Below are 26,643 nucleotides of genomic sequence, written 5' to 3' on the forward strand. Positions count from 1 at the left end.
AAAAAAGACTTCCACCGATGCCTCCCGAAGGAGGCCATCGAAGTGTAGGCGCGTTCCGGCCGCCAACCAACCCGCCTCATATTTCCGGCTATTACATGCGAGCGCGGCGAGACGTCGAGGCCCGTTGCGGGCGAACGCCGATTGCATCCTGTCGGATTTTGACTACCATCAAATCAGGTCCTCTCCGCGCTTCTCGCCGACCATGCTCACCCGCTCGCGTCACCTTCTCCGCCTGACCGGACGCTGCGCGGCCTGCATGGAGGCGGCGCCATCGCGCACCCAGCGGGCGCTGCTCACCATGGCGCTGGCCGCCGCCGTGGCCGGCTGCACGATCACGCTGCCGTCGCACGAGCCCGCAGTCAATACGCCGATGGCCGCAATCAACAGCGCGACGCTCGATCAGTATCGCGAGGCGGTCGCGCGTCGGATCACCGACCGCAATCCTTCGTACGTGTTGCGCGGCACGCCGCAGGCGATGCTGCGCTCGCTGGTGGTGGTGTCGTTCACGGTGGATCGCAACGGGCACATCGTCGAGTCGTCGGTGTACCGCACCAATGGGGATGACGAAACCGAGAGCACCGCGCTCGCCACGCTGCGGCGCGCCGCCCCGCTGCCGCAACCGCCCGGCAAGCTGCTGAACGGGCGCGGCCAGCTCGAACTGTTCGAAGACTGGCTGTTCAACGACGACGGCAAGTTCCAGTTGCGCGAGCTTGCATCGCCGCAAGCGCAGACGATCGATTGAAGGGGGGTGGCTTTGCGGCGCGCGTCGCGACGGTGCGCGTCAGACCGACGTCGTAACCACTGCATCGCGGCCTGGCAACGGCCTCGCCACGATCCCACCTCACACGACGCTCCTTACGCCGCCATTGCTGCTCGACGCCCGCGCTCGCTATAATTTTCCGATTCCCTGCGCCGGAGCCTTCCGGCATGGCTCACGCCGCCCGCCTACCCGCCGGCACGGCGCGACGCCCGATTGCAGCGCCGCAGCGCCATCCGCGCGCGCCGTCTGCTTGATGCGCGATGCACACGACGTCTGATGCTCAGGTTTAACGCCCGATGACTCATACCGGGCAGTCAGCGCGTCGTGCCGCACCGGCCGCCTCGTCATCCGCACGCGTCATGCAACCCACCTGGTTATTCCCCTGGTATGGCCACTGTCGCGCGCGACCTGCGGGGGCTGCCGTTGTAAGCTGTTGCTTCATCGCCCGCGCCGCACGTGGCTTTACTCAGCCAGCGAACGGCGCCGGGCTGGCGAACCCCAAAATGATGCTGCCCGGCACGCGCCGTCGAGTTTCGACGTACTGCGACGCACGGCACCCCGGCGGCCCTACGACACCTGGAGACCCTGCATGTCCACATCGCCGATTTCCTCGGCCCAGCCCAACGCAAGCGGGCAGAACAGCAGCGCGCGGATCATCTTCGCGAGCTTCATCGGCACCGCGATCGAGTTCTACGATTTCTACGTCTATGCGACCGCTGCGGCGCTCGTCATCGGACCGGTGTTTTTCCCGCACAGTTCGACGACCGCTCAGGCCTTGTCGGCCTTCGTCACGTTCGGCATCGCGTTCATCGCGCGGCCGATCGGCTCGTTCCTGTTCGGCCACTTCGGTGACCGGATCGGCCGTAAATCGACGCTGGTCGCGTCGCTGCTGGTGATGGGCCTGTCGACCACGCTGATCGGCTTCGTGCCGGGCTACGACTCGATCGGCAGCCTCGCGCCGATCCTGCTGTGCGTGCTGCGCTTCGGCCAAGGTATCGGCCTCGGCGGCGAATGGGGCGGCGCAGCATTGCTCGCCACCGAAAACGCGCCGGCCGGCAAGCGTGGCTGGTTCGGCATGTTCCCGCAGCTCGGCCCGTCGATCGGCTTTCTCGCGTCCAACGGGCTGTTCTTCGCACTGGCCACGTCGTTGAGCGACGAGCAGTTCCGCAGCTGGGGCTGGCGCGTGCCGTTCATCGTCAGCTCGGTGCTGGTCGTGCTCGGCCTGTACGTGCGTCTGAAGATCGCCGAGACGCCGGCCTTCCAGGCCGCCATCGAGCGCAAGGAACGCGTCAAGGTGCCGATCGCCACGCTGCTGTCGCAGCACTGGGTGCCGACTGTGCTCGGCGCGCTCGCGATGGTGGTTTGCTACACGCTGTTTTACAACGCGACCACGTTCTCGCTGTCGTATGGCGTGTCGGTGCTGCATATTCCACGGCAGACCTTCCTCGGCCTGCTGTGCATCGCGGTGGTGTTCATGGCGCTCGCCACGCCGCTGTCGGCGCGTGCGAGCGATCGCTTCGGGCGCAAGCCGGTGCTGATCGTCGGCATCATCGCGGCGATTCTGTCGGGCTTCACGATGGCGCCGCTGCTCGGCAGCGGAGAAACGCCGCTGGTGCTGCTGTTTCTCGTGATCCAGCTGTTCCTGATGGGCGTGACCTTCGCGCCAATGGGCGCGCTGCTGCCGGAGCTGTTTCCGACCAACGTGCGCTATACCGGCGCGGGCGTCGCGTACAACCTGGGCGGGATTCTCGGCGCCTCGGTCGCGCCGTATATCGCCCAGGTGCTGTCCGCGCACGGCGGGTTGCCGTGGGTCGGCATGTATGTGTCGGCGGCTGCCGCGGTCAGCCTGATCGGCGTGCTGTGCATGCGCGAAACGCGCGACGCGCGCCTGATGTAATGCCGTAGACGGCATCGGCGCGCGGCTCCTCTGCCGATGCCTCAAATGCAACGCCGCCCGGCGCGTGATGAACGCGCCGCGGCGGCGGCCGTTGCCCCTTCCGCTCAAGCTTCGCTTTCGTTCTGTTTACCGGGCACTGGGTAAATCCTTGCCTTGCGCGCCTTTTTGACTTGCCTATACTCAGCTTGAATAACCCTAAGGCAAGCAGGGAGGCTCGGATGAACATTCATCTCCACAACTCGGATATCGTGATGATCATCGCGCTCGCACTGCTCGGTGCGCTGCTGCTCGCGTTGCGTTTTCGTCCGGCGACATGGAAGGGCATCGTCGTCGAAGCGGTGGCGGCGAACGCGGCTGCCATTGCCGCGGTAGTCGCGTTCGAAATGCTGATGGCTTGAGCGGCGTACCGGTGGTGGCTTATCGGTAGTAATAGCCGCCGTGATGGTAGTAGCCGCCGCCGTAGTAGCCCGGTGCCGGGGCAACGATGCAGCCGCCGAGTGCCGTTGCGAGGAGCGTGCCGGCGGCGAGGGTCAAGATCAAGCGTTTCATGTTGTTCTCCATCGAGTCGAGATTCATTCGAGCCAAATCCCCGAATGACCCGATTGGACACGACGCCGACCCGCAGGAACGTTGCGATTTGTAAGGGAACATCACCACCTCGTTACATGATCGGTGCGGGACGCTCGCTCGTTTCGAGGCATGGGAGGATCGGTTCACGTCGGCGGAAAACAGCGCCTATACTGCGGTGAACGTTGTTCATGAAGTGCGCGCCCTGCCGGCGCGGCCAGGCGGCTCAAGACATTGCGCGTGGGCACGAGGTTTGCACTGTGGCGCACGCCAGGCTGAAGCCGCGGGCGGTGCGAATACGGCCTCGTTCAGGCAATGTGGCACTCAACGAAAAGCGACAGATTTAACAGGCGTGTAATGTGTGAGGAGCGGTGCGAGGAGCGCCGCGAATCTCACACTGATCGACTTTGAGATCGGAACGTGAGCCGCAACGCAGCTTCGTGCAGCCAATGCAGTCCAGATTTTTTGCAACGATTTCCTCTCCGCCCGCTGTTCCCCGACGCGGGCGTTTTCGGAGGCGTTACGTGGCAGCGCCTGTTTGATTGGGCGGATGCGCGTCACGCCTCTTTTCTTTTTGAGCAAACGATTGCGCATCGGCAAGACGCCACGGCGCCACGATCACGCGATGGCTGAACGCGGCTCGTTGGCATGCTCATGAGACGTGCCATGCACGTAGTCGATCGCGTCGAGTGCAGCGCTGACCGGCGGCACGGAATGGCCGTCGCCAATCGAGATCGAGCGATTCGGCGATTCGACGCCGCAATGCGACGGCGACGTCGCCACGAAGATCATCACGGTGCGTTTCTGCAACGCATGAGCAAGGTGCACGAAGCCCGTATCGGTGCCGACCACCAGCGCGCATGCGTCGATCATCTGCGCGATTTCGGTCACGCTCATCTTCGGCAGCACGCTCGCGCCCGGCACCTGCGCGGCAATCTTCTCCGCCTCGGCGCGCTCCGCGTCCGAGCCCCACGGCAAGACCACGCGAAAGCCGCGTCCCGCGAGTTCGAGGCCGACGTCGACCCAATGACTCAGCGGCCACTTCTTGTCGTCTTTGGAAGTGGCGTGGAAAAACGCCGCGACCGGCGCACTGCCGGAGGCAAAGGGCGGCTTGGCCGGTTCGGGCAGGCGCAGGTTGTAGACAGGCGGGCCCTTCACCTCGTAGTCGAGCGCCTCGCCGGCGCTGATGCGCATGCCGTGCCATGCATTGCCCTGCGGGCGCGGGCCGAATCGTCCGGTGTACGCGAAGGCGGCGCCCCGCTCGCCCAGATCCTGGGACTGATAGCCGATGCGCCGCGACGAGCGCGCGAGGAACGCGATGATCGCGCTCTTGTAGACGCCGTGAATGTCGATGATGAAATCGTAGCGATACGCGCGCAACTCGGCGATGGACGCCCAGATCGCCTTGAGGTCGCTCCAGTTGCGCGCTTTCTTGAAACGGCGCAACGGCGCGCACAGCACGCGGTCCACGCTTTCGCTCCAGTGCACGAGTTCGGCGAAAGCCTCGTCTGCCGCCCAATCGACCTGAACGCCCGGAAACGCGCGCTTGATATCGGCGACCACCGGCAGGGCCTGCACGATATCGCCGAGTGAGGTGACCTTGACGATGAGGACTCGCTTCATTGAAGACCTGTTAGTTGTTCAAAAATCACACCATTTTAGCCGACGATTGAAATTTCTTTTCCAATTCGCCTTGGTGCGCGCGCCGCAGTCGCAATACCGCGCATTACATCGCGCGCCTGGGAGCGGCGATTCTGCGGCATTTCAAAAAAACTTTCCTACGCGTTTGCACGCGCGGGGCGCTCTATACTTTACGCTTTTGCGCCGGCCCGCCATGCCCAAGCTCTTCGCTCTGCATCCTTCCGTCGTCCTGCGCCGCGCGAGGCGCCTCTGGCGCCAGTACGGCATTTTCTGGCTCGGTGCGATCGCCGTCGGCCTGATTGCGGTGCTGTATGCCCGCCTGATCGATTGGGGCTACGCCGAATTCCGCACCTTGCAGCAAGGGTACGCATGGGCGCCGCTCATCGTCACGCCCGCGGTCGCGGCGCTCGCCGTCTGGCTCACGCGCACCTTCTTTCGCGGCGCCGAGGGCAGCGGCATTCCGCAAGTGATCGCCACGCTGCATTCGAAACCCGGTCCATACGGCGAGCGGCTGCTGTCGTTCCGGATTCTGTTCGGCAAGATCGCCGTGTCGTTTCTGGGGATTCTGGGCGGCTTCACCATCGGCCGTGAAGGACCGACCGTGCAGGTCGGCGCGGCGCTCATGTTCAATCTGCGGCGGCTCTATCCACGCTCGAATGCGCAGATCGAGCGGCAACTGGTGCTGGCCGGCGCGGCCGCGGGCTTGTCCGCGGCATTCAATACGCCGCTCGCCGGCATCGTGTTCGCCATCGAGGAACTCACGCGCAGCTTCGAGGCGCGCGCGAGCGGCGTGCTGATTACGGCGATCATCATCGCCGGCGTGGTCGCGCTTGGGTTGAACGGCAACTACACGTATTTCGGCACCATCCAGATTGGCGTGCACTTCCCCGACCTGCTCGCGCTCGCGGTGCTGCTGACCGCGGTCGTCACCGGTATCGCAGGCGGCACGTTCGGCTGGCTGCTGTTGAACACCGCGCGCTGGATTCCCGCCCCGCTGCGTCAATTGCACGGCGAACGGCCGGTCGTGTTCGCGGCGTTGTGCGGTTTCACGATCGCGGTGGTCGGGCTGATTTCGGGCGGCACGACCTTCGGCAGCGGTTATGCGGAAGCGCGCGGATTGCTCGACGGCCATGAGCGCTTGTCGGTCTTCTATCCGTTCCTGAAGATGATCGCGATGATCGGCTCATACCTGCCCGGCATTCCGGGCGGTATCTTCGCGCCGTCGCTGTCGATCGGCGCGGGCTTCGGCAATCTGCTGCACATGGTGTTCGACTCGATGCAGTTGCCGATGCTGATCGCGCTCGCGATGGTCGGTTATCTCGCCGCCGTCACGCAGTCGCCGATTACGTCGTTCGTGATCGTGATGGAGATGATCGACGGCCACGCGCTGGTGATTTCGCTGATGGCCACCGCGTTGATCGCGAGCCGTGTATCGCGCCTGTTCGCGCCGCCGCTGTACGAGTCGCTGGCGCAACGTTATATGGCGCCATTGCCGCAGCCGATGCCCGCACCAACGCCCGAAGTGCCCGAGGTGCCCGAGCCGGCAACGGAGCCGGTCGACGGCGAGCCGCCTGCCGAAGACGGCGCCGACGCGCCGCGTCAGTAAACGACGACGCGCGGCGCATGCACATACAACGGCCGCACCGGCACGATGACACACCCGGCCAGCATGACCGCAAGCGCGGCGAGCAGAAGCAGATTCTTTTTCATCACGTATTTCCCTGAAGACACGGGCGCGCGCTACGCGGCGCCCGTGTTGTCGAACTGGTGAAGGCGGCGCGAGCGATATCGAACACGCCGCGCGTGGCCGAACATTGTCGCGTTAGGCCCAGTGCCCCTGGACCCAGCGGTAGTTCGGACCATGCGAGACCCAGTGGCCCGGCACCCAGTGATAGCCGACGCGTTCGGCCTGCCAGTGGCCCGCGACCCAGACGTAGCGGCCATGATCCCAGCGCCAGTGACCGTGATCCCACACGTAGCCGGCACGCGCCGCGGGCACGGCTTCGTCACGCACAGGCGGCGGCGCGGACGGCGCGATCACGACCACTTCCGCAGCCGACGCGGACGCCACAGCGGCGGCACCGGCCGCGATCAACACGGTATGGGCAAGCAGCAAGCGAAAGGTTCTGTTCATGATTTCCCTCTGTGATTGAACACCGGATACGGCGTTACCCGTTTAATGCACGAGGGCTGCGACTGGCTGACGGTGGGCGTGTAACGGCACACGCTGAAGTGCAACGGTTTATTTCGACGCAAGGACCGCGCATGGGGAAGCGTCATGACAGGCGTGCGCGACGCTGAGGGACGCGACTCGGCGCAGTGACGCAGCGAGACCCGCGACAGCTCGAAGAAAACGAGAGAGGGAAATGAAACTGCAAGGAAGCGACTGAGAAGCCGCGCACTTAATCACGCAGCGCACACCGCACGGCATCGCGTCATCTCAACGCAACACCGCGCGGCATACATCGGCCAAAACCAGCCGCAGAACAGAACCGCTTCCGGCCGATCAGGCCTGCGGTATTTCGATCTTGACCTCGAGCACTTCGAGATCGTCCTGACGCTCGAGACTCACGCGAATATCGTCATCGGAAATCTTCACGTACTTCGAAATCACGGCTACCAGTTCACGTTGCAACGCAGGCAGATAATCGGCGGGCGCATGGCCGCCGGCGCGCTCATGCGCGATGATCAACTGCAGGCGTTCCTTCGCTACCGACGCGGACTTCTTTTTCTCGCCCAGCAAAAACGAAAGAATCGACATGACGTGCGCTCCCCTTACTTGGTGCCGAAGAGGCGCTGCAGCAGCCCGGGCTTCTGGTAATCGGTAAAGCGAAGCGACTTCTGCTCGCCGAGAAAACGCGACACGACGTCCTTATAGGCTTCGGCCACATCGGTGCCGTCCAGATGCACGGCGGGCAGGCCCTGGTTCGACGCGTGCAGCACCGCTTCCGATTCCGGAATCACGCCGATCAGATCGATGCGCAGGATTTCCTGGATGTCGGTGAGCGACAGCATTTCGCCTTCGCTGACGCGCTTCGGGTTGTAGCGAGTAATCAGCAGGTGTTCCTTGATCGGCTCCTTGCTTTCGATCGCGCGCTTGGTCTTCGACGACAGGATGCCGAGAATGCGGTCCGAGTCGCGTACCGACGACACTTCCGGATTGGTCACGATCAGCGCTTCGTCGGCGAAGTGCATCGCCAGCAGCGCGCCCGATTCGATACCGGCCGGCGAATCGCAGACGATGTATTCGAAGTCCATCGCGATCAGGTCGTTGATGACCTTCTCGACGCCTTCCATCGTCAGCGCGTCCTTATCGCGTGTCTGCGAGGCCGGCAGGATGAACAGGTTCTCGCACTTCTTGTCCTTGATCAGCGCCTGGTTCAGGTTGGCTTCGCCCTGGATCACGTTGATCAGGTCGTACACCACACGGCGCTCACAGCCCATGATGAGATCGAGGTTACGCAGGCCGACGTCGAAGTCGATCACGGCGGTTTTGCTGCCACGCAGTGCGAGGGCCGATGCAAAGCTCGCGCTCGTGGTCGTCTTGCCCACGCCACCCTTGCCCGAAGTCACCACAATGATTTTTGCCATTACCCTTACCTTGTGTTCGTCAAATTCATCAATTATGTGCGGCCATATTTGCCGTGAAACGCCGCGCGCCGGATTCGTTCAGCGCCGCACCCGTTTCCCGACGCTTACGTGAGCCGCAGCGGTTCGATCATCAGTTTTTCTTCTTCGAGCCAGATCTGCACCGGCTTGCCGAGTACATCGGACGGCAGCGGGTTCTCGGTCGTTCGATAGATGCCCGCGATCGAGATGAGTTCCGGTTCGAGACACGTGCAGAAAATGCGCGCGTCGTGATTGCCCTGCACGCCGGCCAATGCCCGGCCGCGCAACGGCGCGTAAATATGGATGTTGCCTTCCGCGATCACTTCCGCGCCGTAGCTCACGAGACCGAGCACGACCAGATCGCCCTTTGCGTAGATGCGCTGGCCTGAGCGCAACGGCTTCTCGACCACCATCGTTTGCGACGACGTGGCGAGGCGCACGGGTTCGGCCGCGACTGCCGGCTCGAGCGCAGCGGGGGAGCCGGATTCGGGGACGTCGGGCGGAAGCAGGCTCGCTTGGGCCGGTACGTCTGCCGCCGGCGCGGCGCTGGTCGTGCCGGCCGCCGCGTCGGTGCCGCCTTCGTCGGCCGGCTTCGACACCGCGCCGCGACGATCGCGCGCTTCGAGCAACGGCAGCGCCGATTCCGCCGCCCACTTCTGCTGCGCGTTGGCGACCACGCCGACCGGACGCATGCGCACGCTGTCGAGCAGTTGCGCGATGTCGGCGAGCCGCACGCGTTCGTTGTCGGCGAGACGCCGCACGTCGATCGCGACGACGTCGTTAGCGAAAAACTCGGGGGTCGCCTCGAAGCGCCGGGTCAGCTCGGCACGCATGGCATCGAGGTCGGTGGTCTTGACCACGAACAGGAGCGTATCGACCGAGCCACTGCGGAGTTCGAAAAAGGGCGATTTCTTGGGCGACATAGCGTTCGGCAAAAAATTTTGCGTATTTTACAGGCGTCCACGCGCGCGGCCAGCTTTTTTGCCGGTGAATGCACGACCTCGACGAACCACCTCGATCGCGGCAACCACGCACAGGGCATTCAGGCCGCGCCATGGCCAACGATCGGGCCGCTCGCAAGACCGGCGAGCCGGCCACGATGGCTGGACTGACGCGGAAGGGAATCGAGCGGCAGACTGTTGCGCCGCTCGCGAGATCACTGCTGGAACGCCTGTGACGTGCTCGGCACGTGGCGCACCAGCAGACTTTCGACTTGCTCGGGCGCGCGTTCGACACGCCGGTGTTCGCCGGTCGGACCGAAGCCGAGCGCCTCGTAAAAGCGCATGGCGTTGCGGTTGGCGTCGGCGACCCACGCGTAGATTTCTGTCGCGCCTTCGCCGGCAAGCCAGTGGCCGGCCGTGTCGACCAGCAGTTCGCCGCCGCGCAGATGACGCACGGCCGGCGCCACCCACAACTCGCAAACGAATGCGCGGCGCGCCGCGGTGTCGTCGAAATGCGCTTCGATCAGGCCGGCCGGATGGCCTTCGGTGTAGAGGATGAACGTGGCGACGGAGAACGAAACCGCGCGCTCCGCGGCGGAGGTGTCAAAACTGGCTGCATCGGCCGACAACGCGTCTTCGAGCGTCGCGCCGAAGGCATAGGGCGCCTCCCGTAGCGACGCAGTACGGAGTTCGCGAAAAACGGCGCCCTGTTCAGCGGCGATACGGCGAACGGTCAATGACGGACTCATGCAGACGAAAACCCCTTGAAACCCTAAGGCGTAGCTTTAACCGAACCGGCGCGCGAGTCAAATCATTATTGACCGGACCGCGCCATCGCTCGACGTATTCGCACGCGGCACGCACAAAGCCACGGCATGCCATGCCGGCGGCACAGGCCGCTAGCGGCAAGCAGCCAGGTGTTGCGCGCGCAGCGTGCTCACGGCGCTTCGTAGCTACCGGTGCCATCCGGCCACGGCGTCAGCAGTTCATAACCGTCGTCGGTGACGGCGATCATGTGCTCCCATTGCGCGGACAGCGAGCGGTCTTTCGTGACCACCGTCCAGCCGTCGCGTTGCACGCTGGTGCCGGCGCGGCCCGCGTTGATCATCGGCTCGATCGTGAAGACCATGCCCGGCTTCAGGCGCACGCCCTGCCCCGGCTGGCCATAATGCAGCACCTGCGGGTCTTCGTGATAGACCTTGCCGATGCCATGCCCGCAGTAGTCGCGCACGATCGAGAAGCCGTCGCGCTGCGCGACTTTCTGGATTGCGTAGCCGACGTCGCCGAGCGTCGCGCCCGGCTTCACTTCACGGATGCCGGCGAGCATCGCCTCGTAGGTCGTGTCGATCAGCTGGCGCGCCACCGTGCTCGGCTGACCCACGCAATACATGCGGCTGGTGTCGCCGAAGTAGCCGTCCTTGATGATCGCGACGTCGATGTTGATGATGTCGCCGTCCTTCAGAATCTCGCCGCGATTCGGGATGCCGTGGCACACCACCTGGTTGACCGAGGTGCACACGGTCTTGGGAAACCCCAGATAGCCGACATTGGCCGGAATCGACTTTTGCGTGTTGACGATGTAGTCGTTGCACAGCGCGTCGAGTTCGTCGGTGGATACGCCGGCCTTGACGTGCTCGCCGATCATCGCCAGCACGTCGGCCGCGAGGCGGCCGGAAATGCGCAGTTTGGCGATGTCGTCGGGAGTCTTGTAAGTAATGGCCATGAATTCAATCGATGTGAGTCGGATGGGGTTCGAGGTTCGGCGCGGGACGCCGGGCCGCCGCAAGCGGCACGGCAAAAGCAGGCTCACGCCGACAACCGATCGGCCAATTGTACAGAGGATCGCCGCCCGAGCCGGGCAAAATGGCCCGAACGGGCCAGTCGGGCGATTTTGCGGTGGCGGTGGACGGCATGTGAAATGCCTCGCGCTCGCCCGCCCGCGCTTCGCGCAACGAGTCTCGCGGGCTGTCCGTCACCACGCCAATCGGCACACGCGGCGCTCGCCCACAGTGCCGGCACGAGAGCCGCGAGCGCGCGCATGTCAGTCGGCTTTCGCGAGCACGAACTGCATCACGTCGGTGCGCCCTTCGTCGAAGCCCGCTTCGCAATACGCCAGATACAGCCGCCACGTGCGCACGAAAACCTCGTCGAAGCCTTGCGCGCGGATCGTGTGGAGCCGCGCTTCGAACGCGCCGCGCCGGCGGCGCAAGGTCTACGCGCAATCGCGGCCGAATGCCAGTGACGTGCACGCCACCAGCCTGGCGCGCCGCGTGCAGCGCCAAACCGCCCCAGCCGCAGCCGATTTCGAGAATCCGCATACCCGCGCGCAAATCGAGCGTATCGGTGATGCGTTGATACTTCGCACGCTGTGCGTCGTCGAGCGAACATTGAAGATCGCCGTCGAACAGCGCGCTCGAATAGATGGACTGCCGTCCGCTTCTTCGATGCCCGCCGCCGCGAGTTGCGTGCGCATCCACGCGGCGAGATCGCTGCCGTCGCGCGGGCCGTGATCACGCCGATAGAAACTGGGCCGCCGCCAACGGTCGATACCGAACAGCCACTGTCGAGCGATGCGAGACGGTCCAGATCGCAGCGCACGTAGAACACCAGATAAGTAAAGCGATGACGCTTCGGACGTAGCCGCTCGTGCATCACGCGGCCTCTCTGGAGCCACGCGGCGGGCGCGAGATTGGCGACGTTGGTGGCGACGCTGCCAGGCTGCTCGATGCGAGTGCGCTTCATAGCCTGGCCCATCCCGGCACTGCGTGGTGTCGCCGGCGTATTCGCCCGCCACACCCCAGGCCTTCGCGAACTTGTATTCGACGCCGCCGCCGTCATGCAGGCGCGTGTGCGGCCAGGAGGCCGTCAAGCCAATGCGTACGTACGGCATGATGTTGCCGTTAATCGGGGTGCCGATCTGCAGGTCGAGGCCGCCGTCCTTCTTTGTCGTCGAGCCTCCGTGGAAGTCCGCGAATCCTTCGAAGCCGATCACGAAGTGGTCCACGTCGTCATTCACTTCGGCGACGAGGCCGGGGAAGTACGTCGCATGCGCCGACTCGGCGAACTGGCTGTGCGGTCCATGCACGCCCATGAACTTGAGCAGAATCGGATCCAACGCCTCCGAGTGCACCTGGGTCGCGCAAAGCAGCGAAACGAGCACGGGGGGGCGAGACGCTTCTTGATACTTGTCATCAAATGAATCGTGAGTGAAGCGGCGCCTGGTGCATAAGTGAATGCGGGCGAACGCTTTTGAGCGGACAACGCACTGCTGCGTGACGTCGCATCCAATTGCTTTTACGCAAGCAGCGTGGAGGATAGTTGCCGGCAACGGCCATCAAAAGGGGCTTTGTCCCAAAGCGCGGATTCGTTTGAGTGGGTGTTTCGCGTTCGAAATGGACAGGCCTGACGGGCGAGCACGTATTAGCGCGGAAGAGTGGAATGATTGAGGCGTGTGCGCGATTTCATGTCGTCGTTCAGCCTCGGCCGAATGCCATCCGGCGTCAGATACGCTCCTAAAGGCAGTCACAGGCCAACCGTTCAAATCACTGGTGGCGTTGCCGCCAGGGCCAGTGTCCCACGCAGCGAGTTGAAGCATTGAGTATCACAATGGCAACGAGCAGCGGCACCACCGCTAAGGATCTACACCCCTACTCAGCAAACAAATGGCACAAGAGTGGCTGAAGTCCGAACGTGAAGTGCTGCGCCGGATAGTGTCCGACGTGCAACACCTCGCCAATACGATCCATTTTGCGCTTGATTCCGCGTTTCCCTATCCAGAACACGCCTTTGGGCAGGATGTACTGGTCGGGATGAATGTAGCGCGTGAATTAGTTGGGCTTTCTCCAGGCAAAAAGCCCGGCGACGTTGATCTACTAGTAATTCCCGTCAGGGAAGTTCCCCTTTTTACTCACGCTATAGCGATCGAGGCAAAAATCGTGCGGCCGACGATTGCAAATCCGTCACGCAACGCCAATTCGATGGGACGAGAGCAAGCGCTGGGATTGCTCAATGATGGATTTCCTTTCGTAGCCCTTGTGCACATTTCACTACCAGAGCCACTGCCTTCTGAGCAATACCTTCGGATTCCAGTCATGTCGAATGAGCTGGATGAGAACGGTGATTTTCAGCATACCGGCGGATATGCTTTGGTGAATCCGTTCCCGCTTGCCAGCGCCCGCCGTCAGGAAGGACGCTTGAAAAGCCTCGCGCTTCCCAAAGAGATTGCCTTCAAATCGGTGGGATTCTCTCTTTCGGCCGATCAAAACGATTTTGATGGCTGCAACATGGGAGAGATGAGGCGGGGGTCGAGGAACCCTCACACGTCGCAGGAGCTAGTCGTCTCGTTAAGTCAGCTAGTGAATCAGCGGCGGGATATGTTCCGGCAAATCCATTGGTTTCGATGAATCTGCAAATAGCGCTGATGCTGATGCTTCAGACATTCAGGCGAAGCACTGACACTGCCGTGCCCCGCAAGGAATGATACGAAGCAAAGCACGCGAACGTTTTCGACTTCCCAAAGCAAAACCCCCGCAGAACTTCCGTTCTGCGGGGGTTTTAAATTTGGCGGAAAGGGTGAGATTCGAACTCACGGTACCCCTAAAGGTACACTGGATTTCGAGTCCAGCGCATTCGACCACTCTGCCACCTTTCCGTGTTTTCCAGCTCACAGCGATGAAGCTGCCTCGCCAGAACCAAGCGGGTCGTTGCTTGGGAGAGAAAGATTATAGAACAGCTAAATCCGTTTTCCAAGTCCCTCGTCAAAAAATTTTCAAAGAGGTTGGGCAACAAGGTGGCAACCGGCGGCGGAGCCTGGCCGCATCGCCGTAGCAAACAGATCAGCCCGCCGGCACTTCCAGCCGTTCGACACCGCCGAGGTAAGGCCGCAATGCCGTCGGCACCGTGACCGAGCCATCGGCATTCTGGAAGTTCTCCAGCACGGCCACGAGCGTGCGTCCGACCGCCAGCCCCGAACCGTTCAGCGTATGCACCAGCTCCGGCTTGCCCTGGGCATTGCGATAACGCGCCTGCATCCGGCGAGCCTGGAACGACTCGGTGTTCGAGCAGCTCGAAATCTCGCGATAGGTGTTCTGCGCCGGCACCCACACTTCGAGGTCATAGGTCTTCGCGGCCGAGAAGCCCATATCGCCCGTGCACAACGTGATCACGCGATACGGCAGTTCCAGCTTCTGCAAAATCGCCTCGGCGTGGCCGACCATCTGCTCCAGCGCGTCATACGACGCTTCGGGCGCGACGATCTGCACCATCTCGACCTTGTCGAACTGATGCTGGCGGATCAGGCCGCGCGTGTCGCGGCCATACGAGCCCGCTTCCGAGCGGAAGCACGGTGAATGCGCGGTCAGTTTGATCGGCAACGCGTCCGCTTCGACGATGCTCTCGCGCACGGTGTTCGTCAGCGAAATTTCCGAAGTGGAAATCAGATACTGCGTGACCGTGTTCTCGTCCCCGCCCTTCTCGACGCGGAACATGTCGTCGGCGAATTTCGGCAGTTGGCCGGTGCCGTACAGAATCTCCGGATTCACGATGTACGGCGTGTACACCTCGGTGTAGCCGTGCTGCTGTGTGTGCGTGTCGATCATGAACTGCGCGAGCGCGCGATGCAGCCGCGCAATCTGCCCGCGCAGCAGCGTGAAGCGCGCGCCCGACAGCTTCGCGCCGGTCTCGAAGTCGAGCCCGAGCGGCGTGCCGACGTCCACGTGATCCTTCACCTCGAAATCGAACTGGCGCGGCGTGCCCCAGCGGCGCACTTCGACATTGCCGGCTTCGTCGTCGCCGACCGGCACGCTTTCGTGCGCGAGGTTCGGCACGCCGAGCAGCAGGTCCGACAGACGCTTCTGGATATCGTCGAGCTTCGCCGCCGACGCCTTCATCTCGTCGCCGATGCCGCCGACTTCGGCCATCACCGCCGAGGTGTCCTCGCCCTTGCCTTTCATCGCGCCGATCTGCTTGGACAGGCTGTTGCGGCGCGCCTGCATTTCTTCGGTGCGGGTCTGGGTGTCGCGGCGTTCCGCTTCGAGCGCGGTGAACGCCGCCGCGTCGAAGGTATAGCCGCGGTCGGCGAGGCGCTTGGCGACGCCGTCGAGGTCTTTGCGCAGCAGCTGAATGTCGAGCATGGGATGGGACGGGTATTCGTTGTATGAACGTGGGATTTTAGCGCACCGGCGTGCGCGGCCGGTGCGTTCGGTGGTCAACGCGCGCGGATTGAGGCACGGCGACCACGACGGCGCGACTCACGGCGCGACGCACGGCGCCGGAAAGACCGACAGGCCTCAGCCCTTCTTGCGCTTGTTCTCGCTGCGCCATTGCGCATCCAGTTCGGCCAGACGCGCCATCTTGTCGCCGATCTTGCCTTCGAGCCCGCGCGGCGTCGGCTCGTACCAGTGCGGATCGCGCATGTTCTCCGGCAGATAGGTCTCGCCTGCCGCATACGCATCGGGCTCGTCGTGCGCGTAGCGATACTCGTGGCCGTAGCCAAGCTCCTTCATCAGCCTGGTCGGCGCGTTGCGCAGATGCACCGGCACGCCGCGCGATTGATCCTTGCCGACGAAGCGGCGCGCTTCGTTGTACGCGTTGTACCCGGCGTTCGACTTCGGCGCGACCGCGAGATAGATGATCGCCTGCGCCAGCGCCAGCTCGCCTTCCGGCGTGCCGAGGCGCTCGTAGGTTTCGGCGGCGTCGAGCGCGATGCGCGCGGCGCGCGGGTCGGCGAGGCCGATGTCCTCCCACGCCATGCGCACGATGCGGCGTGCCAGATAACGCGGGTCCGCGCCGCCGTCGAGCATCCGGCAGAACCAGTACAACGCGCCGTCGGGACTGCTGCCGCGCACCGATTTATGCAGCGCGCTGATCTGGTCGTAGAATGCGTCGCCGCCTTTGTCGAAGCGGCGCAGGTTTTCCGCAAGCGCGCTGCCGAGCAATGCTCCGTCGATCTCCGTGGTCTTTTGCTGCGCGGCCGCGCGCGCGACGATTTCGAGGTTGTTCAGCAGCTTGCGGCCGTCGCCGTCGGCGGAACCGATCAGCGCGTCGCGTGCTTCGTCGGTGAACGTGAGGCCGCCGAGTTCCTGCTGCGCGCGCTCGAGCAGTTCACGCTGTTCTTCGTCGGTGAGACTCTTGAGCACGTACACCGCGGCCCGCGAGAGCAACGCGCTGTTCACCTCGAACGACGGATTCTCGGTCGTCGCGCCAACGAACACGAACAACCCCGACTCGACGTGCGGCAAGAACGCGTCTTGCTGGCTCTTGTTGAAGCGATGCACTTCGTCGACGAACACCAGCGTCTGATGGCCGTTCGCGCGATGGATCTGCGCGGTCTCGACGGCTTCGCGGATATCCTTCACGCCCGAGAGCACCGCCGACAACGCGATGAACTCGGCGTGAAACGCATCGGCCATGAGCCGCGCGAGCGTGGTTTTGCCGACGCCGGGCGGGCCCCAGAGGATCATCGAATGGGCTTCGCCGGATTCGAACGCGACCCGCAACGGCTTGTTCGGGCCAAGCAGGTGCTTCTGGCCGATCACTTCGTCGATATTGCGGGGCCGCAGGCGTTCGGCGAGCGGAACATTGGCACGGGTTTCTTCAAACATGACGTTTTGGGGATAATCTCGGCTTTTCCGGACGCGGTCCGTGGGAAGGCGGCGTGCTGCCGGATGAGCGCAAAGCCGGCACATGAAGGTGCGGGCAACGTCCCGCATTATGACAGTGACGGCGTGCGGACGAGGATCGCGCGGCGCGGCGCGGCGGCATGACTTGGGCGGCAACGGCCGCCGGAAGTTAGGCCGTGAAAGCCGCAGCCGCGCACGCCACCATGGCCTGAAAGGCAAATGCAAACATAAAACAGTACAAGCAACCCGGTAAACACGCCGCCAGGCGGCATGGCAAGCAACACCGCAACACCAACAGGGACACAACTACAGATGGCACAAGATCCACTTGCCGGCGACGCCGGTTCCACCTACGCGCCGCTCACGCCGGTGCCCGACGCGCGCCGCGCGTTCCGCACCGGCGACGCGTTCGCGCTCTGGTTCTCGCTCGGCATCGGCCTGCTGGTTGCGCAGGCCGGGGCGCTGCTGGTGCCGGGATTGTCGCTGCCGCACGCGCTGCTGGCGATCGTGATCGGCAGCGTGATCGGCGTCGTGCTGCTGGCGCTGGCCGGCGTGATCGGCACCGACACGGGGCTCGCGGCGATGTCGTCGCTGCGCCCGACGCTCGGCGTGCGCGGCGCGTCGGTGCCGGCTGTGCTGAACGCGGTGCAACTGGTCGGCTGGGGTTCGTTCGAAGTGATTGTGATGCGCGATTCCGCCGACGCCCTCGCCAAACAGTCGTTCGGCCTTTCAATGCCGCTGATCTGGACCGTCGTGTTCGGTCTGCTCGCGACGCTGCTGGCGATCAGCGGCCCGCTGTCGTTCGTGCGGCGCTTTCTGCGCAAGTGGGGCATCTGGCTGCTGCTCGCGGGCGCCGCATGGCTCACGTGGAATCTGCTCGCGCGCCACAACCTGGCCGAGCTGATGCGCCGTCCGGGCACCGGCGAGATGTCGTTCGGCGGCGCGATCGACCTGGTGGTGGCGATGCCGCTGTCGTGGCTGCCGCTGATCGCCGACTACACGCGCTTCGGCCGGCAACCCGGCGAGACCTTCCGCGGCACGCTGCTCGGCTACGGCATCGCGAACATCTGGTTCTACGCGCTGGGCGCGGTCTACGGCCTCACGGCCGGCGGCGGCGACGCGCTGCTGACCAACGCGCTGGCCCAGGCGGGCGGCGGCCTGGCGCTGCTGCTGATCCTGATCGACGAAATCGACAACGCGTTCGCCGACATCCACTCGGCCGCCGTCTCGACCGGCACGTTCTGGACGCGCGGCAGCGTGCCCTTGCTGTCGGCGGCGTTCGGCGCGCTGTGCACGCTGATCGCGCTGCTCGTGCCGATGGCGAAGTATCAGAACTTCCTGCTGCTGATCGGCTCGGTGTTCGCACCGCTGTTCGGCGTCGTGCTGATGGATCACTTCATCGTGCGCAAGCGCCGTATCGAGGCGGCCGTGCTCGCCGACGTGCGCGGCCGTTACGGCTTCTCGGGCGGATGGCATCTGAGCGCGTTCATCGCGTGGGCGATCGGCATCGCCTCGTATCAGGTGATCAACCAATGGCTGCCGAATCTCGGCGCGACCTTGCCGTCGCTCGTGATCGGCGCGGTGTGCTACTACGTGTTCGTGTCGGCGCGTAAGACGGCTTACGCCTGACGCATCGGGCGCGTTGTCCACGCGAGTCGCGCTGACGAAGAAAAAGCCTGCATTTGCAGGCTTTTTTTGCGCATGACGCTCCGTGCGTTCAGTTCACTTCAACGCGCGGCGGCCCGATACTCGACACCCGGCAGCACGCATAGCAATTCGAACGCGAGATTCGCGCCGAGCAGCGCGGTCGTGCCGAACGGATCATACGGCGGCGCCACCTCGACCAGATCGCAGCCGACGATGTTCAAACCGCGCGCGCCGCGAATGATCTCCAGTGCCTGCGGCACCGTCAGCCCCGCGATCTCCGGCGTGCCTGTGCCCGGCGCAAAAGCCGGATCGATCCCGTCGATGTCGAAGGTGATGTACACCGGGCCGTCGCCCATCCGCTCGCGAATGCGCGCCATCAGCGGCGCGAGCGACTGGTTCCAGCAGGCCTCCGCCTGCACGACCTCGAAGCCCTGATCGCGGCACCAGTCGAAGTCTTCCGCCGCATAACCGGTGCCGCGCAAGCCGATCTGCACGACCCGCTCGCAATCGAGCAGGCCCTCCTCCACCGCGCGGCGAAACGGCGTGCCGTGCGCGATCTTCTCGCCCATCATCGTGTCGTTGACGTCGGCGTGCGCGTCGACGTGAATCAGCCCGACCTTGCCGTGCTTGCGATGAATCGCGCGCAGGATCGGCAGCGCGATGGTGTGATCGCCGCCCAGCGTGATCGGCTTGCAGTCGTGCTGGAGGATTTCGTCGTACGCGGTTTCGATCCGCGCGATCGAGTCGTGCAGGTTGTACGGATTGATCGCGACGTCGCCGAGATCGGCCACGCGCAGCGAGTCGAACGGCGCCGCGCGGGTCGCCATGTTGTACGGGCGCAGCAGCACCGATTCGCTGCGGATCTGGCGCGGCCCGAAGCGCGCGCCCGTGCGGTTCGACGTGCCGAGATCGAACGGCACGCCGACGAAGCACGCGTCAAATCCGGCCGCCGAGCCGACGTTCGGCAGCCGCATCATCGTCGCGATGCCGCCGCAGCGGGGCATAGCGTTGCCGGACAGCGGCTGCGGCCGTTCGCCGGCTTCGGGGGAAATGAAGGAGGAAGTATTCATCGTGGCTCGGCAATGAAAGAGACGCGGCGCGGAAAATCTGCGGAAACCGGTCAAAACGCGGCGTGAAAAGCACGTCTCACCGGAGGAACTCCGATTCTTGAGCCATTTCCCGCCAACTTAAATAGCGCCGGCGCACCCTTCACATCGATCTTCTGCGATGTATGCTGAAGCATGTTCTCCCAACTCACAGATCTCGACCTGCGGCTGATCCGCGTCTTTCTCGCCATAGTCGACGCGGGCGGGGTTTCGCCCGCCCAGGCGACGCTGAACATCGGCCAGTCGACCATCAGCACCCAGCTGGCGACGCTCGAAACGCGCCTCGGCTACCGCCTGTGCGAGCGCGGCCGCGGCGGCTTCAGTCTGACCGCGCGCGGCGAGCAGTTCATCGAGGCCGCCCGCGCACTGCTATCGGCCGTCGACACCTTCGGCATGCAGGCGCGCAACGTGGGCCGCAAGCTGGTCGGCACGCTCGACATCGGCATGATCGGCCATACGCCGGTGTCGGCGAGCGCGCGCATCAGCGACGCGATCGGTCGCTTTCGCGCGCGCGATCAGTCGGTGCGTTTTTCGATTCTGGTGCGCTCGCCGGGCGAGCTGGAGGAGCTACTGCTCAATGGGCGGATTCAGATCGGCATCGGCTATTTCTGGCATCGCGTGCCGTCGCTCGAATACACCGAGGTGTTCGCCGAGGACCAGTTCGCCTACTGCGCGAACGGTCACCCGCTGTTCGCGCAGGCGGGCGGCGTGTCACCCGAAGAGGCCGCGCAGCACGAATGGGCGTGGCGCAGTTATCCGTTGCCCGAAGCGGAGAGTTCGACCACGCCGCAGAACGTCACCGCGGTCGCGGACAACATGGAAGCCGTTGCGATGCTGGTGCTGTCATCGCAACACCTCGGTTATTTGCCGGGGCATTTCGCGGCGCCGTTCGTCGCGCAAGGGCTGCTCGCCGCGTTGAACCCGCTGCAGATGCGCTACCGCGTCGCGTTTCACATGGTCACGCGCACGCGTCAGCATCGGACGGAGATCGTCGAAGCGTTTATCGACGATATGAAAGCCGCGCATGCGCTACAAGTTCCGATGGGGGACGAGTAGCGCCTCCTCAAGCGCTCGTACTTGTGAGGCGCACCCTGAAATTGAAAAGCCGCGCCCGAGGAGCGCGGCTTTGTTGTTGCCTGCGTGCAAAGCTATGTCAATCAGCAAGCTTATCCGTTGATCACATCCGCGCCCTTCGGCACCGTGAACTTGAATGCATCGGCGGGCAGCGGCGGGTTCTTCTGGATGTTCGAGAACGTCAGCAGCGTCACATTGCCGAACACGTCGTGCAATTCCATCGCTTCGAGATTGCCGTCCTTGAAGCCGATGCCGACGCGTTGAAACTGCGTGTCCTTCGCCTTCGGCGTCAGTTCGAGCCAGTCGATGCCGGCCTTCACGCCTGCGTCGCGCAGCATGAAGTTCTTGTCCAGATCGTTGCTGCCGAACAGGATCGCCGCCGGGCTCGCGCCTAGCGCGCCGCCGAGCGCGCGCACCGTCACCTGGTTCAGATCCTTGTCGTACACGTAGAGCTTGTCGCCGTCCGCCTGCAACAGTTGCGAGTAAGGCTTCTCGTATTGCCAGATGAACTTGCCGGGACGCGCGAACGTAAAGGTGCCGCTCGACGTGCCGGTCTTGCCCGCGCCGCCGGTGGACAGCGCGCCGCTCGCGCCCTGCGCCTTGCTCGGCGCGCGCACTTCCTGCTGCACGAAGGTGCCGTGCGCGGAGTGCACCTGCGCGACGAACGCCTTCAGTTGCTCGGTGCCGCTCGCGAATGCCTGCGACGCGACGAGCATCGATGCGCCGATCGCCACGCTGCCGACGCTACGCACGATAGTCCGCGCGAGTTGGCCGAAGCGGCTGGCTTGAGCACTCTGTCGAGTGCGCTGCTGCGCGAATAGCTGCATGTAGTTTTCTCCCTTGATTGAATTCGATGAGCGGGGGGCGAAGGGCGGTGAGGACGGCGATGGTCGCTGCCCGCTTCCAGTGGCAGGCCAGCACGCGTGGGCGAGCAGATCCGCGCGCGGCGCGTTGCCCGACACGTCGAGCGGTCGAGCTTGAACGCGCGTTGCAAACCTATTGCAGCGAGCACTTGTCCACGGACCGGCTCGCTGCGCGATCGCGCCGTCCGCCTATTCCGCCTCCCGTGCCGGCGCCAGAATCTCGCGGTTGCCGTTCGACGACATCGCCGACACCACGCCTGAGTTTTCCATCTGCTCGAGCAGACGCGCCGCCCGGTTGTAGCCGATGCGCAAATGCCGCTGCACCAGTGAGATCGACGCGCGACGGTTCTTCAGCACCACGTCGACCGCCTGGTCGTATAACGGGTCCGACTCGCCATCGGCAGATCCGGTTCCCGCCGAGCCTTCGTCGCCCTCGCCGGTCACGCCGCCTTCGAGAATGCCCTCGATGTAGTTCGGCTCGCCCTGCTCCTTGAGTTTGTCGACGACGCGGTGCACTTCTTCGTCCGAGACGAACGCGCCGTGCACCCGCACCGGCAAGCCGCTGCCCGGCGGCAGATAGAGCATGTCGCCCATGCCGAGCAGCGATTCCGCGCCCTGCTGGTCGAGAATGGTCCGCGAGTCGATCTTCGACGATACCTGGAAGGCCATCCGCGTCGGCACGTTGGCCTTGATCAGGCCGGTGATCACGTCGACCGACGGACGCTGCGTGGCGAGAATCAAATGGATGCCGGCCGCGCGCGCCTTCTGCGCGATCCGCGCGATCAGCTCTTCGACCTTCTTGCCGACCACCATCATCAGGTCGGCCAGTTCATCGATCACGACGACGATGTTCGGCAGGCGCGTGAGCGGCTCCGGCTCGTCCGGCGTGAGGCTGAACGGATTCGGCAGCTTCTCTTCGCGCTTGGCGGCTTCGTCGATCTTGTTGTTGTAGCCGGCGAGGTTGCGCACGCCGAGCTTGCTCATCAGCTTGTAGCGGCGCTCCATTTCGGCGACCGCCCAGTTCAGCGCGTGGCCGGCCTGGCGCATGTCCGTCACGACCGGACACAGCAGATGCGGAATACCTTCGTAGACGCTCATTTCGAGCATCTTCGGATCGATCAGGATCATGCGGACCTGTTCGGCGCTCGCCTTGTAGAGCAGCGACAGGATCATCGCGTTGATGCCCACCGATTTGCCCGAACCGGTGGTGCCCGCCACCAGCAGGTGCGGCATTTTCGCGAGGTCGGCGCATACCGGCTTGCCGCCGATGTCCTTGCCGAGACCCATGGTCAGCGGCGAGGCGGCGTCCGCATAGACCGCCGAGCCGAGAATCTCCGACAGGCTCACGGTCTGGCGGCGCTGGTTCGGTAACTCCAGCGCCATGAAGTTCTTGCCCGGAATCGTTTCGACCACGCGGATCGACACGAGCGACAGCGAACGCGCGAGATCCTTCGCCAGATTGACGATCTGGCTGCCCTTCACGCCGGTGGCCGGTTCGATTTCATAGCGCGTGACGACCGGCCCCGGATAGGCGGCCACCACGCTCACCTCGACGCCGAAGTCCTTGAGCTTTTTCTCGATCAGACGCGACGTGAATTCCAGCGTGTCCGCGGAGATGGATTCCTGCGCGGCGGGCGCGGGGTCGAGCAGCGAAATGGGCGGCAACGTGGAGTCGCCCGGCAGGTCGGTGAAGAGCGGCACTTGCCGTTCCTTCTCGACGCGCTCCGATTTGGCCGGCGTGACGACCGGCGGCACGATCACGACCGGCTCGTGCTCCTCGATCCGCACACGGCCCTTCTCGACCTTGCCTTCGCGCTTCACCGCCGCCGCTTCGCCGAGCTTGCGGTCGCGGCCGGCCTCGCGGCGCAGCTTCGCGAAAGTCACCGCCGAAATGATCGACTCGCCGACTTTCTCCGACACCGACAGCCACGAGAAACGGAAATACAGCGACAAGCCGATTGCGAGCGCGATCAGCAACGCGAGCGTGCCGCCGGTAAAGCCCAGCGCATGCGACACCCCACGCGCGACGGCCTCGCCGACCACGCCGCCCGGCGCGCGCGGCAACTGCACTTTGAGCGACCACATGCGCAGCGCTTCGATGCCGTTGCACGCGAGCAGCACGAGCAGGAACGCGAACGCATCCGCGAGCCAGCTCACGCCGCGCGGCGCGTCGTCCTGCTCGTCTTCGTGACGCGTGATGCGCTTGTAGTTGCGGGAAATGTGGCGGCCGAGCAGCACGATCCACCAGTAGGCAGACAGGCCGAACAGCAGCAGCAGGATGTCCGAGGTCCACGCGCCGACGCGGCCCGCCCAGTTGGAGATATGGTCGACCTGCGCGGCGTGGGTCCAGCTCGGGTCGCGCCTGCTGTAGCTGACGAGTGCCATGAGCAGGAACACGCCGAGCGCCACCTGCAGGATCCAGCGGATTTCGGTGAAAAGGCGCGACATGCGGTGCGGCAACGCCTGCGCGCTCGCGGAATAGGGAGCTTTTGCCATTGATCCTGTTGCGTGGGTAGCCGGTTGCCGACCGGAAGCGCGGCCAGAGCCACGCCCAGCGTGGCTTCGGGTCCGATCCCGGCGACCGGAAACGTCGATCCGGGCTATTGTAAACGCACTGTCCCGCGCAAGGCTGTAAATGACGGTAACTTGGCCAATTGGCCACAGAGCGGCACCCCGAATGGGCCACGGCGCTATCGCGGCGATCGGAAAGCTTCATGGAGCAGCCTCGCGCCCCGACCTTTATAATGCCGCACTGGCACCCATCTACAGTTACAGCTTAAGTCGCACGGCCTCGCATGGGCGAGCCCGGCGCCGTACAAGGATTCAATCATGCCCGCAACTTCAACGAAACACGCCAAGGTTCTGATTCTCGGTTCCGGCCCCGCCGGCTACACGGCTGCGGTCTACGCGGCGCGCGCCAATCTCGCGCCGGTGCTCGTCACGGGTCTGGCCCAGGGCGGCCAGCTGATGACCACGACCGACGTCGAAAACTGGCCCGCCGACGCCAACGGCGTGCAAGGCCCGGAATTGATGGCGCGCTTCCTGGAGCATGCAGAGCGCTTCAACACCGAAATCATTTTCGACCACATCCATACGGCCAAGCTGGATGAGAAGCCGATTCGCCTGATCGGCGATTCGGGCGAATATACCTGCGACTCGCTGATCATCTCGACCGGCGCATCGGCGCAGTACCTCGGCCTGCCGTCCGAAGAAGCGTTCATGGGCAAAGGCGTGTCGGCTTGCGCGACCTGCGACGGCTTCTTCTACAAGCAGCAGCACGTGGCCGTGATCGGCGGCGGCAATACCGCGGTCGAAGAAGCGCTGTACCTGGCCGGCATCGCAAAGAAAGTGACCGTGATCCATCGCCGCGACAAGTTCCGCGCCGAGCCGATCCTGATCGACCGGCTGCTGGCGAAGGAAAAGGAAGGCGTCGTCGAGATCAAGTGGAACCACACGCTCGACGAAGTGACCGGCGACCAGTCCGGCGTGACGGGCCTGCGCATCAAGCACACGCAAACCGGCGAATCCACCGACATCGCACTGCAAGGCCTGTTCGTCGCGATCGGCCACAAGCCGAATACGGACATTTTCGCGGGCCAGTTGGAGATGAAGAACGGCTACATCATCACCAAGGGTGGTCTGAACGGTTTCGCGACCGCCACCAGCGTGCCGGGCGTGTTCGCCGCGGGCGACGTGCAGGACCACGTGTACCGTCAGGCGATCACCAGCGCGGGCACCGGCTGTATGGCGGCACTGGACGCGCAACGCTATCTGGAAACCATCAACGAGATGGCCGGCGAGCATGCGATGAGCCAGGAAGCCGAGCGTTAATCGGCGGCGCCGAACTGCGACGTTTGGCGCGACGGTAAAATAGCGGCTGGGCGTAACCCGGCCACTTGCTTCAGAGAAGGCCGCGGCTGAAAAGCCGGCGGCCTTTTTTGCGTTCAGGCGGGTGGGGTGGGGGTGGGTTTGCCTTGCGGGTATGCAAAGCTTTGCAATGCGGCAGCACCACCCTGTTTGCGTCGCGCCCGGCGGCCCGATTTGCAGTGCATCCGCTGATGCGTCCACTCTTCACCGCACGCCAAGCTCACTACCCGTTTCGCAGCCCCTAAAAATACCGTCGCGCGACCGATCCACATTTTCTGCGTGTATTACCGATATGCCGAAGAATCAGCCCCATCCAAGCGAACCGAAGCGCGCGCGCGCCGTCGCCACGCCCGCGCCCGAGCCGGCCGCCCCCGCTGCCAAGCCGAAGCTCGATCCCGCCGCGGGTCTCGCCGGACTCGGCGCATTGCGCGACGCATTGAAGGTCGATACGCAACGCCGCGAGCGCGAACGCGCGGCGGCTGCGGCGGCGCAGCGCGAAGCCTCAGCGGATGCCGATCTGTTTCGCCGCGAGATCGGTTCGGTGGCCCCGCTCGTGTCTGCCCCGCGCGCGAGCTTGCCGCGCAATCCCCCGCCGCCGCTGCCGGTGCAAACCCTGCTCGACGAAGAAGCCGTCCTGCACGAAGCGATTTCCGACGAGTTCGACCCCGAAGTGCTGCTCGAAACCGACGAAACGCTTTCCTATTGCCGACCCGGCGTCAGCCAGGAAGTCGTGCGCAAACTGCGGCGCGGCGACTGGATCGTGCAGGCGCAAATCGACCTGCATGGGATGCGGCGCGACGAAGCGCGCGAGGCGCTTGCCGAGTTCATCCGCGAATCGGTGAAACGGGGCTTGCGCTGTTTGCGCGTGATTCACGGCAAAGGCCTGGGATCGATCGGCAAGGAGCCGGTGCTGAAGGGCAAGGTGCGCGCGTGGCTCGTGCAGAAGTCCGAGGTGATCGCGTTCTGTCAGGCGCGTGCGCACGACGGCGGCGCCGGCGCGGTGGTCGTGCTGCTGCAGCCGGGCGCGTTGCCGCCTCACGCCAAGCCCTGAC

At 64.3% G+C, this 26,643-nt stretch carries 23 protein-coding genes, 1 tRNA gene and 2 pseudogenes; 9 read left to right on the forward strand and 17 right to left on the reverse strand.

Features of this window, described 5'->3' with window-relative positions; genetic code table 11:
- Positions 1 to 256 precede the first annotated feature (256 nt).
- From PQQ53_RS14455 to PQQ53_RS14465, 3 genes are all read left to right on the forward strand, one after another.
- Entirely contained in the window at positions 257 to 742 is a 486-nt protein-coding gene (locus PQQ53_RS14455; RefSeq protein WP_408141598.1) for an energy transducer TonB family protein, read from the forward strand.
- A gap of 607 nt (positions 743 to 1,349) precedes the next feature.
- Positions 1,350 to 2,657: an MFS transporter gene (locus PQQ53_RS14460; protein WP_408141597.1), complete on the forward strand. Its 1,308-nt coding sequence runs from the start codon at positions 1,350 to 1,352 to the stop codon at positions 2,655 to 2,657.
- Positions 2,658 to 2,875: 218 nt separating this feature from the next.
- Positions 2,876 to 3,055 (forward strand): hypothetical protein, encoded by a 180-nt coding sequence (locus tag PQQ53_RS14465; protein ID WP_168665115.1) that lies wholly within the window; start codon positions 2,876 to 2,878, stop codon positions 3,053 to 3,055.
- A 19-nt stretch (positions 3,056 to 3,074) separates the two neighbouring features.
- Here the strand turns inward: PQQ53_RS14465 and PQQ53_RS14470 are convergent, their stop codons facing one another.
- Positions 3,075 to 3,206, reverse strand: coding sequence for a hypothetical protein (locus tag PQQ53_RS14470; protein WP_277873534.1), 132 nt, complete (start codon positions 3,204 to 3,206; stop codon positions 3,075 to 3,077).
- Positions 3,207 to 3,842: 636 nt separating this feature from the next.
- On the reverse strand, positions 3,843 to 4,847 hold the full coding sequence (gene waaC, locus PQQ53_RS14475; RefSeq protein WP_408324572.1) for a lipopolysaccharide heptosyltransferase I: 1,005 nt from the start codon (positions 4,845 to 4,847) through the stop codon (positions 3,843 to 3,845).
- A gap of 211 nt (positions 4,848 to 5,058) precedes the next feature.
- On the opposite strand from waaC, the gene PQQ53_RS14480 reads away from it, so the two are divergent.
- Positions 5,059 to 6,471: a chloride channel protein gene (locus PQQ53_RS14480; protein ID WP_408324574.1), complete on the forward strand. Its 1,413-nt coding sequence runs from the start codon at positions 5,059 to 5,061 to the stop codon at positions 6,469 to 6,471.
- Positions 6,472 to 6,687: 216 nt separating this feature from the next.
- On the opposite strand, the gene PQQ53_RS14485 is transcribed toward PQQ53_RS14480, so the two are convergent.
- The 9 genes and pseudogenes from PQQ53_RS14485 to PQQ53_RS14525 all read right to left on the reverse strand — a co-directional run.
- On the reverse strand, positions 6,688 to 6,999 hold the full coding sequence (locus tag PQQ53_RS14485; protein ID WP_408141594.1) for a hypothetical protein: 312 nt from the start codon (positions 6,997 to 6,999) through the stop codon (positions 6,688 to 6,690).
- Positions 7,000 to 7,371: 372 nt separating this feature from the next.
- Positions 7,372 to 7,626: a cell division topological specificity factor MinE gene (minE, locus tag PQQ53_RS14490; RefSeq protein ID WP_008922443.1), complete on the reverse strand. Its 255-nt coding sequence runs from the start codon at positions 7,624 to 7,626 to the stop codon at positions 7,372 to 7,374.
- A gap of 14 nt (positions 7,627 to 7,640) precedes the next feature.
- Positions 7,641 to 8,456 (reverse strand): septum site-determining protein MinD, encoded by an 816-nt coding sequence (gene minD, locus PQQ53_RS14495; protein ID WP_027799748.1) that lies wholly within the window; start codon positions 8,454 to 8,456, stop codon positions 7,641 to 7,643.
- A 104-nt stretch (positions 8,457 to 8,560) separates the two neighbouring features.
- A complete protein-coding gene (minC, locus tag PQQ53_RS14500) occupies positions 8,561 to 9,397 on the reverse strand; it encodes a septum site-determining protein MinC (RefSeq protein ID WP_408324575.1) in 837 nt (278 codons plus the stop codon).
- Positions 9,398 to 9,630: 233 nt separating this feature from the next.
- Positions 9,631 to 10,164 carry a GNAT family N-acetyltransferase gene (locus tag PQQ53_RS14505; RefSeq protein ID WP_408324576.1) on the reverse strand — a complete coding sequence of 178 codons (534 nt, stop codon included), beginning with the start codon at positions 10,162 to 10,164 and terminating at the stop codon, positions 9,631 to 9,633.
- Positions 10,165 to 10,352: 188 nt separating this feature from the next.
- Complete coding sequence (gene map, locus PQQ53_RS14510; RefSeq protein ID WP_168665121.1) at positions 10,353 to 11,138, reverse strand: type I methionyl aminopeptidase; 786 nt, start codon at positions 11,136 to 11,138, stop codon at positions 10,353 to 10,355.
- Between the two features lie 318 nt (positions 11,139 to 11,456).
- Positions 11,457 to 11,624 (reverse strand): hypothetical protein, encoded by a 168-nt coding sequence (locus PQQ53_RS14515; protein WP_408141591.1) that lies wholly within the window; start codon positions 11,622 to 11,624, stop codon positions 11,457 to 11,459.
- An 82-nt stretch (positions 11,625 to 11,706) separates the two neighbouring features.
- A pseudogene (locus PQQ53_RS14520) lies at positions 11,707 to 11,892 on the reverse strand (SAM-dependent methyltransferase); the annotation flags it as partial.
- A gap of 130 nt (positions 11,893 to 12,022) precedes the next feature.
- Positions 12,023 to 12,253 (reverse strand): annotated as a pseudogene (locus tag PQQ53_RS14525) (hypothetical protein); the annotation flags it as partial.
- A gap of 824 nt (positions 12,254 to 13,077) precedes the next feature.
- Here PQQ53_RS14525 and PQQ53_RS14530 point away from each other — a divergent pair.
- Positions 13,078 to 13,818: a hypothetical protein gene (locus PQQ53_RS14530; RefSeq protein ID WP_408152874.1), complete on the forward strand. Its 741-nt coding sequence runs from the start codon at positions 13,078 to 13,080 to the stop codon at positions 13,816 to 13,818.
- Positions 13,819 to 13,976: 158 nt separating this feature from the next.
- On the opposite strand, the gene PQQ53_RS14535 is transcribed toward PQQ53_RS14530, so the two are convergent.
- From PQQ53_RS14535 to PQQ53_RS14545, 3 genes are all read right to left on the reverse strand, one after another.
- Positions 13,977 to 14,066 (reverse strand) — tRNA-Ser (locus PQQ53_RS14535).
- A gap of 184 nt (positions 14,067 to 14,250) precedes the next feature.
- Complete coding sequence (serS, locus tag PQQ53_RS14540; protein WP_408141589.1) at positions 14,251 to 15,546, reverse strand: serine--tRNA ligase; 1,296 nt, start codon at positions 15,544 to 15,546, stop codon at positions 14,251 to 14,253.
- Positions 15,547 to 15,702: 156 nt separating this feature from the next.
- Positions 15,703 to 17,016, reverse strand: a complete 1,314-nt coding sequence (locus PQQ53_RS14545) for a replication-associated recombination protein A (protein ID WP_408141588.1) — start codon at positions 17,014 to 17,016, stop codon at positions 15,703 to 15,705.
- A gap of 330 nt (positions 17,017 to 17,346) precedes the next feature.
- Between PQQ53_RS14545 and cytX the strand changes: the two genes are divergently transcribed.
- On the forward strand, positions 17,347 to 18,663 hold the full coding sequence (gene cytX / locus PQQ53_RS14550; protein WP_408324577.1) for a putative hydroxymethylpyrimidine transporter CytX: 1,317 nt from the start codon (positions 17,347 to 17,349) through the stop codon (positions 18,661 to 18,663).
- 98 nt (positions 18,664 to 18,761) lie between these two features.
- Here the strand turns inward: cytX and speB are convergent, their stop codons facing one another.
- Positions 18,762 to 19,751, reverse strand: a complete 990-nt coding sequence (gene speB / locus PQQ53_RS14555) for an agmatinase (protein ID WP_408141586.1) — start codon at positions 19,749 to 19,751, stop codon at positions 18,762 to 18,764.
- A gap of 171 nt (positions 19,752 to 19,922) precedes the next feature.
- On the opposite strand from speB, the gene PQQ53_RS14560 reads away from it, so the two are divergent.
- Positions 19,923 to 20,843, forward strand: coding sequence for a LysR family transcriptional regulator (locus PQQ53_RS14560; RefSeq protein ID WP_408324579.1), 921 nt, complete (start codon positions 19,923 to 19,925; stop codon positions 20,841 to 20,843).
- A gap of 110 nt (positions 20,844 to 20,953) precedes the next feature.
- On the opposite strand, the gene lolA is transcribed toward PQQ53_RS14560, so the two are convergent.
- Complete coding sequence (gene lolA / locus PQQ53_RS14565) at positions 20,954 to 21,688, reverse strand: outer membrane lipoprotein chaperone LolA (protein ID WP_408324581.1); 735 nt, start codon at positions 21,686 to 21,688, stop codon at positions 20,954 to 20,956.
- Between the two features lie 225 nt (positions 21,689 to 21,913).
- Positions 21,914 to 24,220, reverse strand: coding sequence for a DNA translocase FtsK (locus tag PQQ53_RS14570; RefSeq protein WP_408141583.1), 2,307 nt, complete (start codon positions 24,218 to 24,220; stop codon positions 21,914 to 21,916).
- 333 nt (positions 24,221 to 24,553) lie between these two features.
- Between PQQ53_RS14570 and trxB the strand changes: the two genes are divergently transcribed.
- Entirely contained in the window at positions 24,554 to 25,555 is a 1,002-nt protein-coding gene (gene trxB, locus PQQ53_RS14575) for a thioredoxin-disulfide reductase (RefSeq protein WP_408141582.1), read from the forward strand.
- Positions 25,556 to 25,883: 328 nt separating this feature from the next.
- The gene (locus PQQ53_RS14580; RefSeq protein ID WP_408324582.1) at positions 25,884 to 26,642 is read left to right on the forward strand and encodes a Smr/MutS family protein; all 759 of its coding nucleotides are present in this window, start codon (positions 25,884 to 25,886) and stop codon (positions 26,640 to 26,642) included.
- The last annotated feature ends 1 nt before the right edge of the window (position 26,643 follow it).

The sequence above is a fragment of the Paraburkholderia strydomiana genome, from assembly GCF_046030495.1.
Lineage (GTDB): Bacteria > Pseudomonadota > Gammaproteobacteria > Burkholderiales > Burkholderiaceae > Paraburkholderia > Paraburkholderia strydomiana_A.

Coding starts and splice junctions, on each gene's coding strand:
- PQQ53_RS14455 (WP_408141598.1), top strand. CDS start 257: ATGGAGGCGGCGCCATCGCGCACCCAGCGGGCGCTGCTCACCATGGCG.
- PQQ53_RS14460 (WP_408141597.1), top strand. CDS start 1,350: ATGTCCACATCGCCGATTTCCTCGGCCCAGCCCAACGCAAGCGGGCAG.
- PQQ53_RS14465 (WP_168665115.1), top strand. CDS start 2,876: ATGAACATTCATCTCCACAACTCGGATATCGTGATGATCATCGCGCTC.
- PQQ53_RS14470 (WP_277873534.1), bottom strand. CDS start 3,206: ATGAAACGCTTGATCTTGACCCTCGCCGCCGGCACGCTCCTCGCAACG.
- waaC (WP_408324572.1), bottom strand. CDS start 4,847: ATGAAGCGAGTCCTCATCGTCAAGGTCACCTCACTCGGCGATATCGTG.
- PQQ53_RS14480 (WP_408324574.1), top strand. CDS start 5,059: ATGCCCAAGCTCTTCGCTCTGCATCCTTCCGTCGTCCTGCGCCGCGCG.
- PQQ53_RS14485 (WP_408141594.1), bottom strand. CDS start 6,999: ATGAACAGAACCTTTCGCTTGCTGCTTGCCCATACCGTGTTGATCGCG.
- minE (WP_008922443.1), bottom strand. CDS start 7,626: ATGTCGATTCTTTCGTTTTTGCTGGGCGAGAAAAAGAAGTCCGCGTCG.
- minD (WP_027799748.1), bottom strand. CDS start 8,456: ATGGCAAAAATCATTGTGGTGACTTCGGGCAAGGGTGGCGTGGGCAAG.
- minC (WP_408324575.1), bottom strand. CDS start 9,397: ATGTCGCCCAAGAAATCGCCCTTTTTCGAACTCCGCAGTGGCTCGGTC.
- PQQ53_RS14505 (WP_408324576.1), bottom strand. CDS start 10,164: ATGAGTCCGTCATTGACCGTTCGCCGTATCGCCGCTGAACAGGGCGCC.
- map (WP_168665121.1), bottom strand. CDS start 11,138: ATGGCCATTACTTACAAGACTCCCGACGACATCGCCAAACTGCGCATT.
- PQQ53_RS14530 (WP_408152874.1), top strand. CDS start 13,078: ATGGCACAAGAGTGGCTGAAGTCCGAACGTGAAGTGCTGCGCCGGATA.
- serS (WP_408141589.1), bottom strand. CDS start 15,546: ATGCTCGACATTCAGCTGCTGCGCAAAGACCTCGACGGCGTCGCCAAG.
- PQQ53_RS14545 (WP_408141588.1), bottom strand. CDS start 17,016: ATGTTTGAAGAAACCCGTGCCAATGTTCCGCTCGCCGAACGCCTGCGG.
- cytX (WP_408324577.1), top strand. CDS start 17,347: ATGGCACAAGATCCACTTGCCGGCGACGCCGGTTCCACCTACGCGCCG.
- speB (WP_408141586.1), bottom strand. CDS start 19,751: ATGAATACTTCCTCCTTCATTTCCCCCGAAGCCGGCGAACGGCCGCAG.
- PQQ53_RS14560 (WP_408324579.1), top strand. CDS start 19,923: ATGTTCTCCCAACTCACAGATCTCGACCTGCGGCTGATCCGCGTCTTT.
- lolA (WP_408324581.1), bottom strand. CDS start 21,688: ATGCAGCTATTCGCGCAGCAGCGCACTCGACAGAGTGCTCAAGCCAGC.
- PQQ53_RS14570 (WP_408141583.1), bottom strand. CDS start 24,220: ATGGCAAAAGCTCCCTATTCCGCGAGCGCGCAGGCGTTGCCGCACCGC.
- trxB (WP_408141582.1), top strand. CDS start 24,554: ATGCCCGCAACTTCAACGAAACACGCCAAGGTTCTGATTCTCGGTTCC.
- PQQ53_RS14580 (WP_408324582.1), top strand. CDS start 25,884: ATGCCGAAGAATCAGCCCCATCCAAGCGAACCGAAGCGCGCGCGCGCC.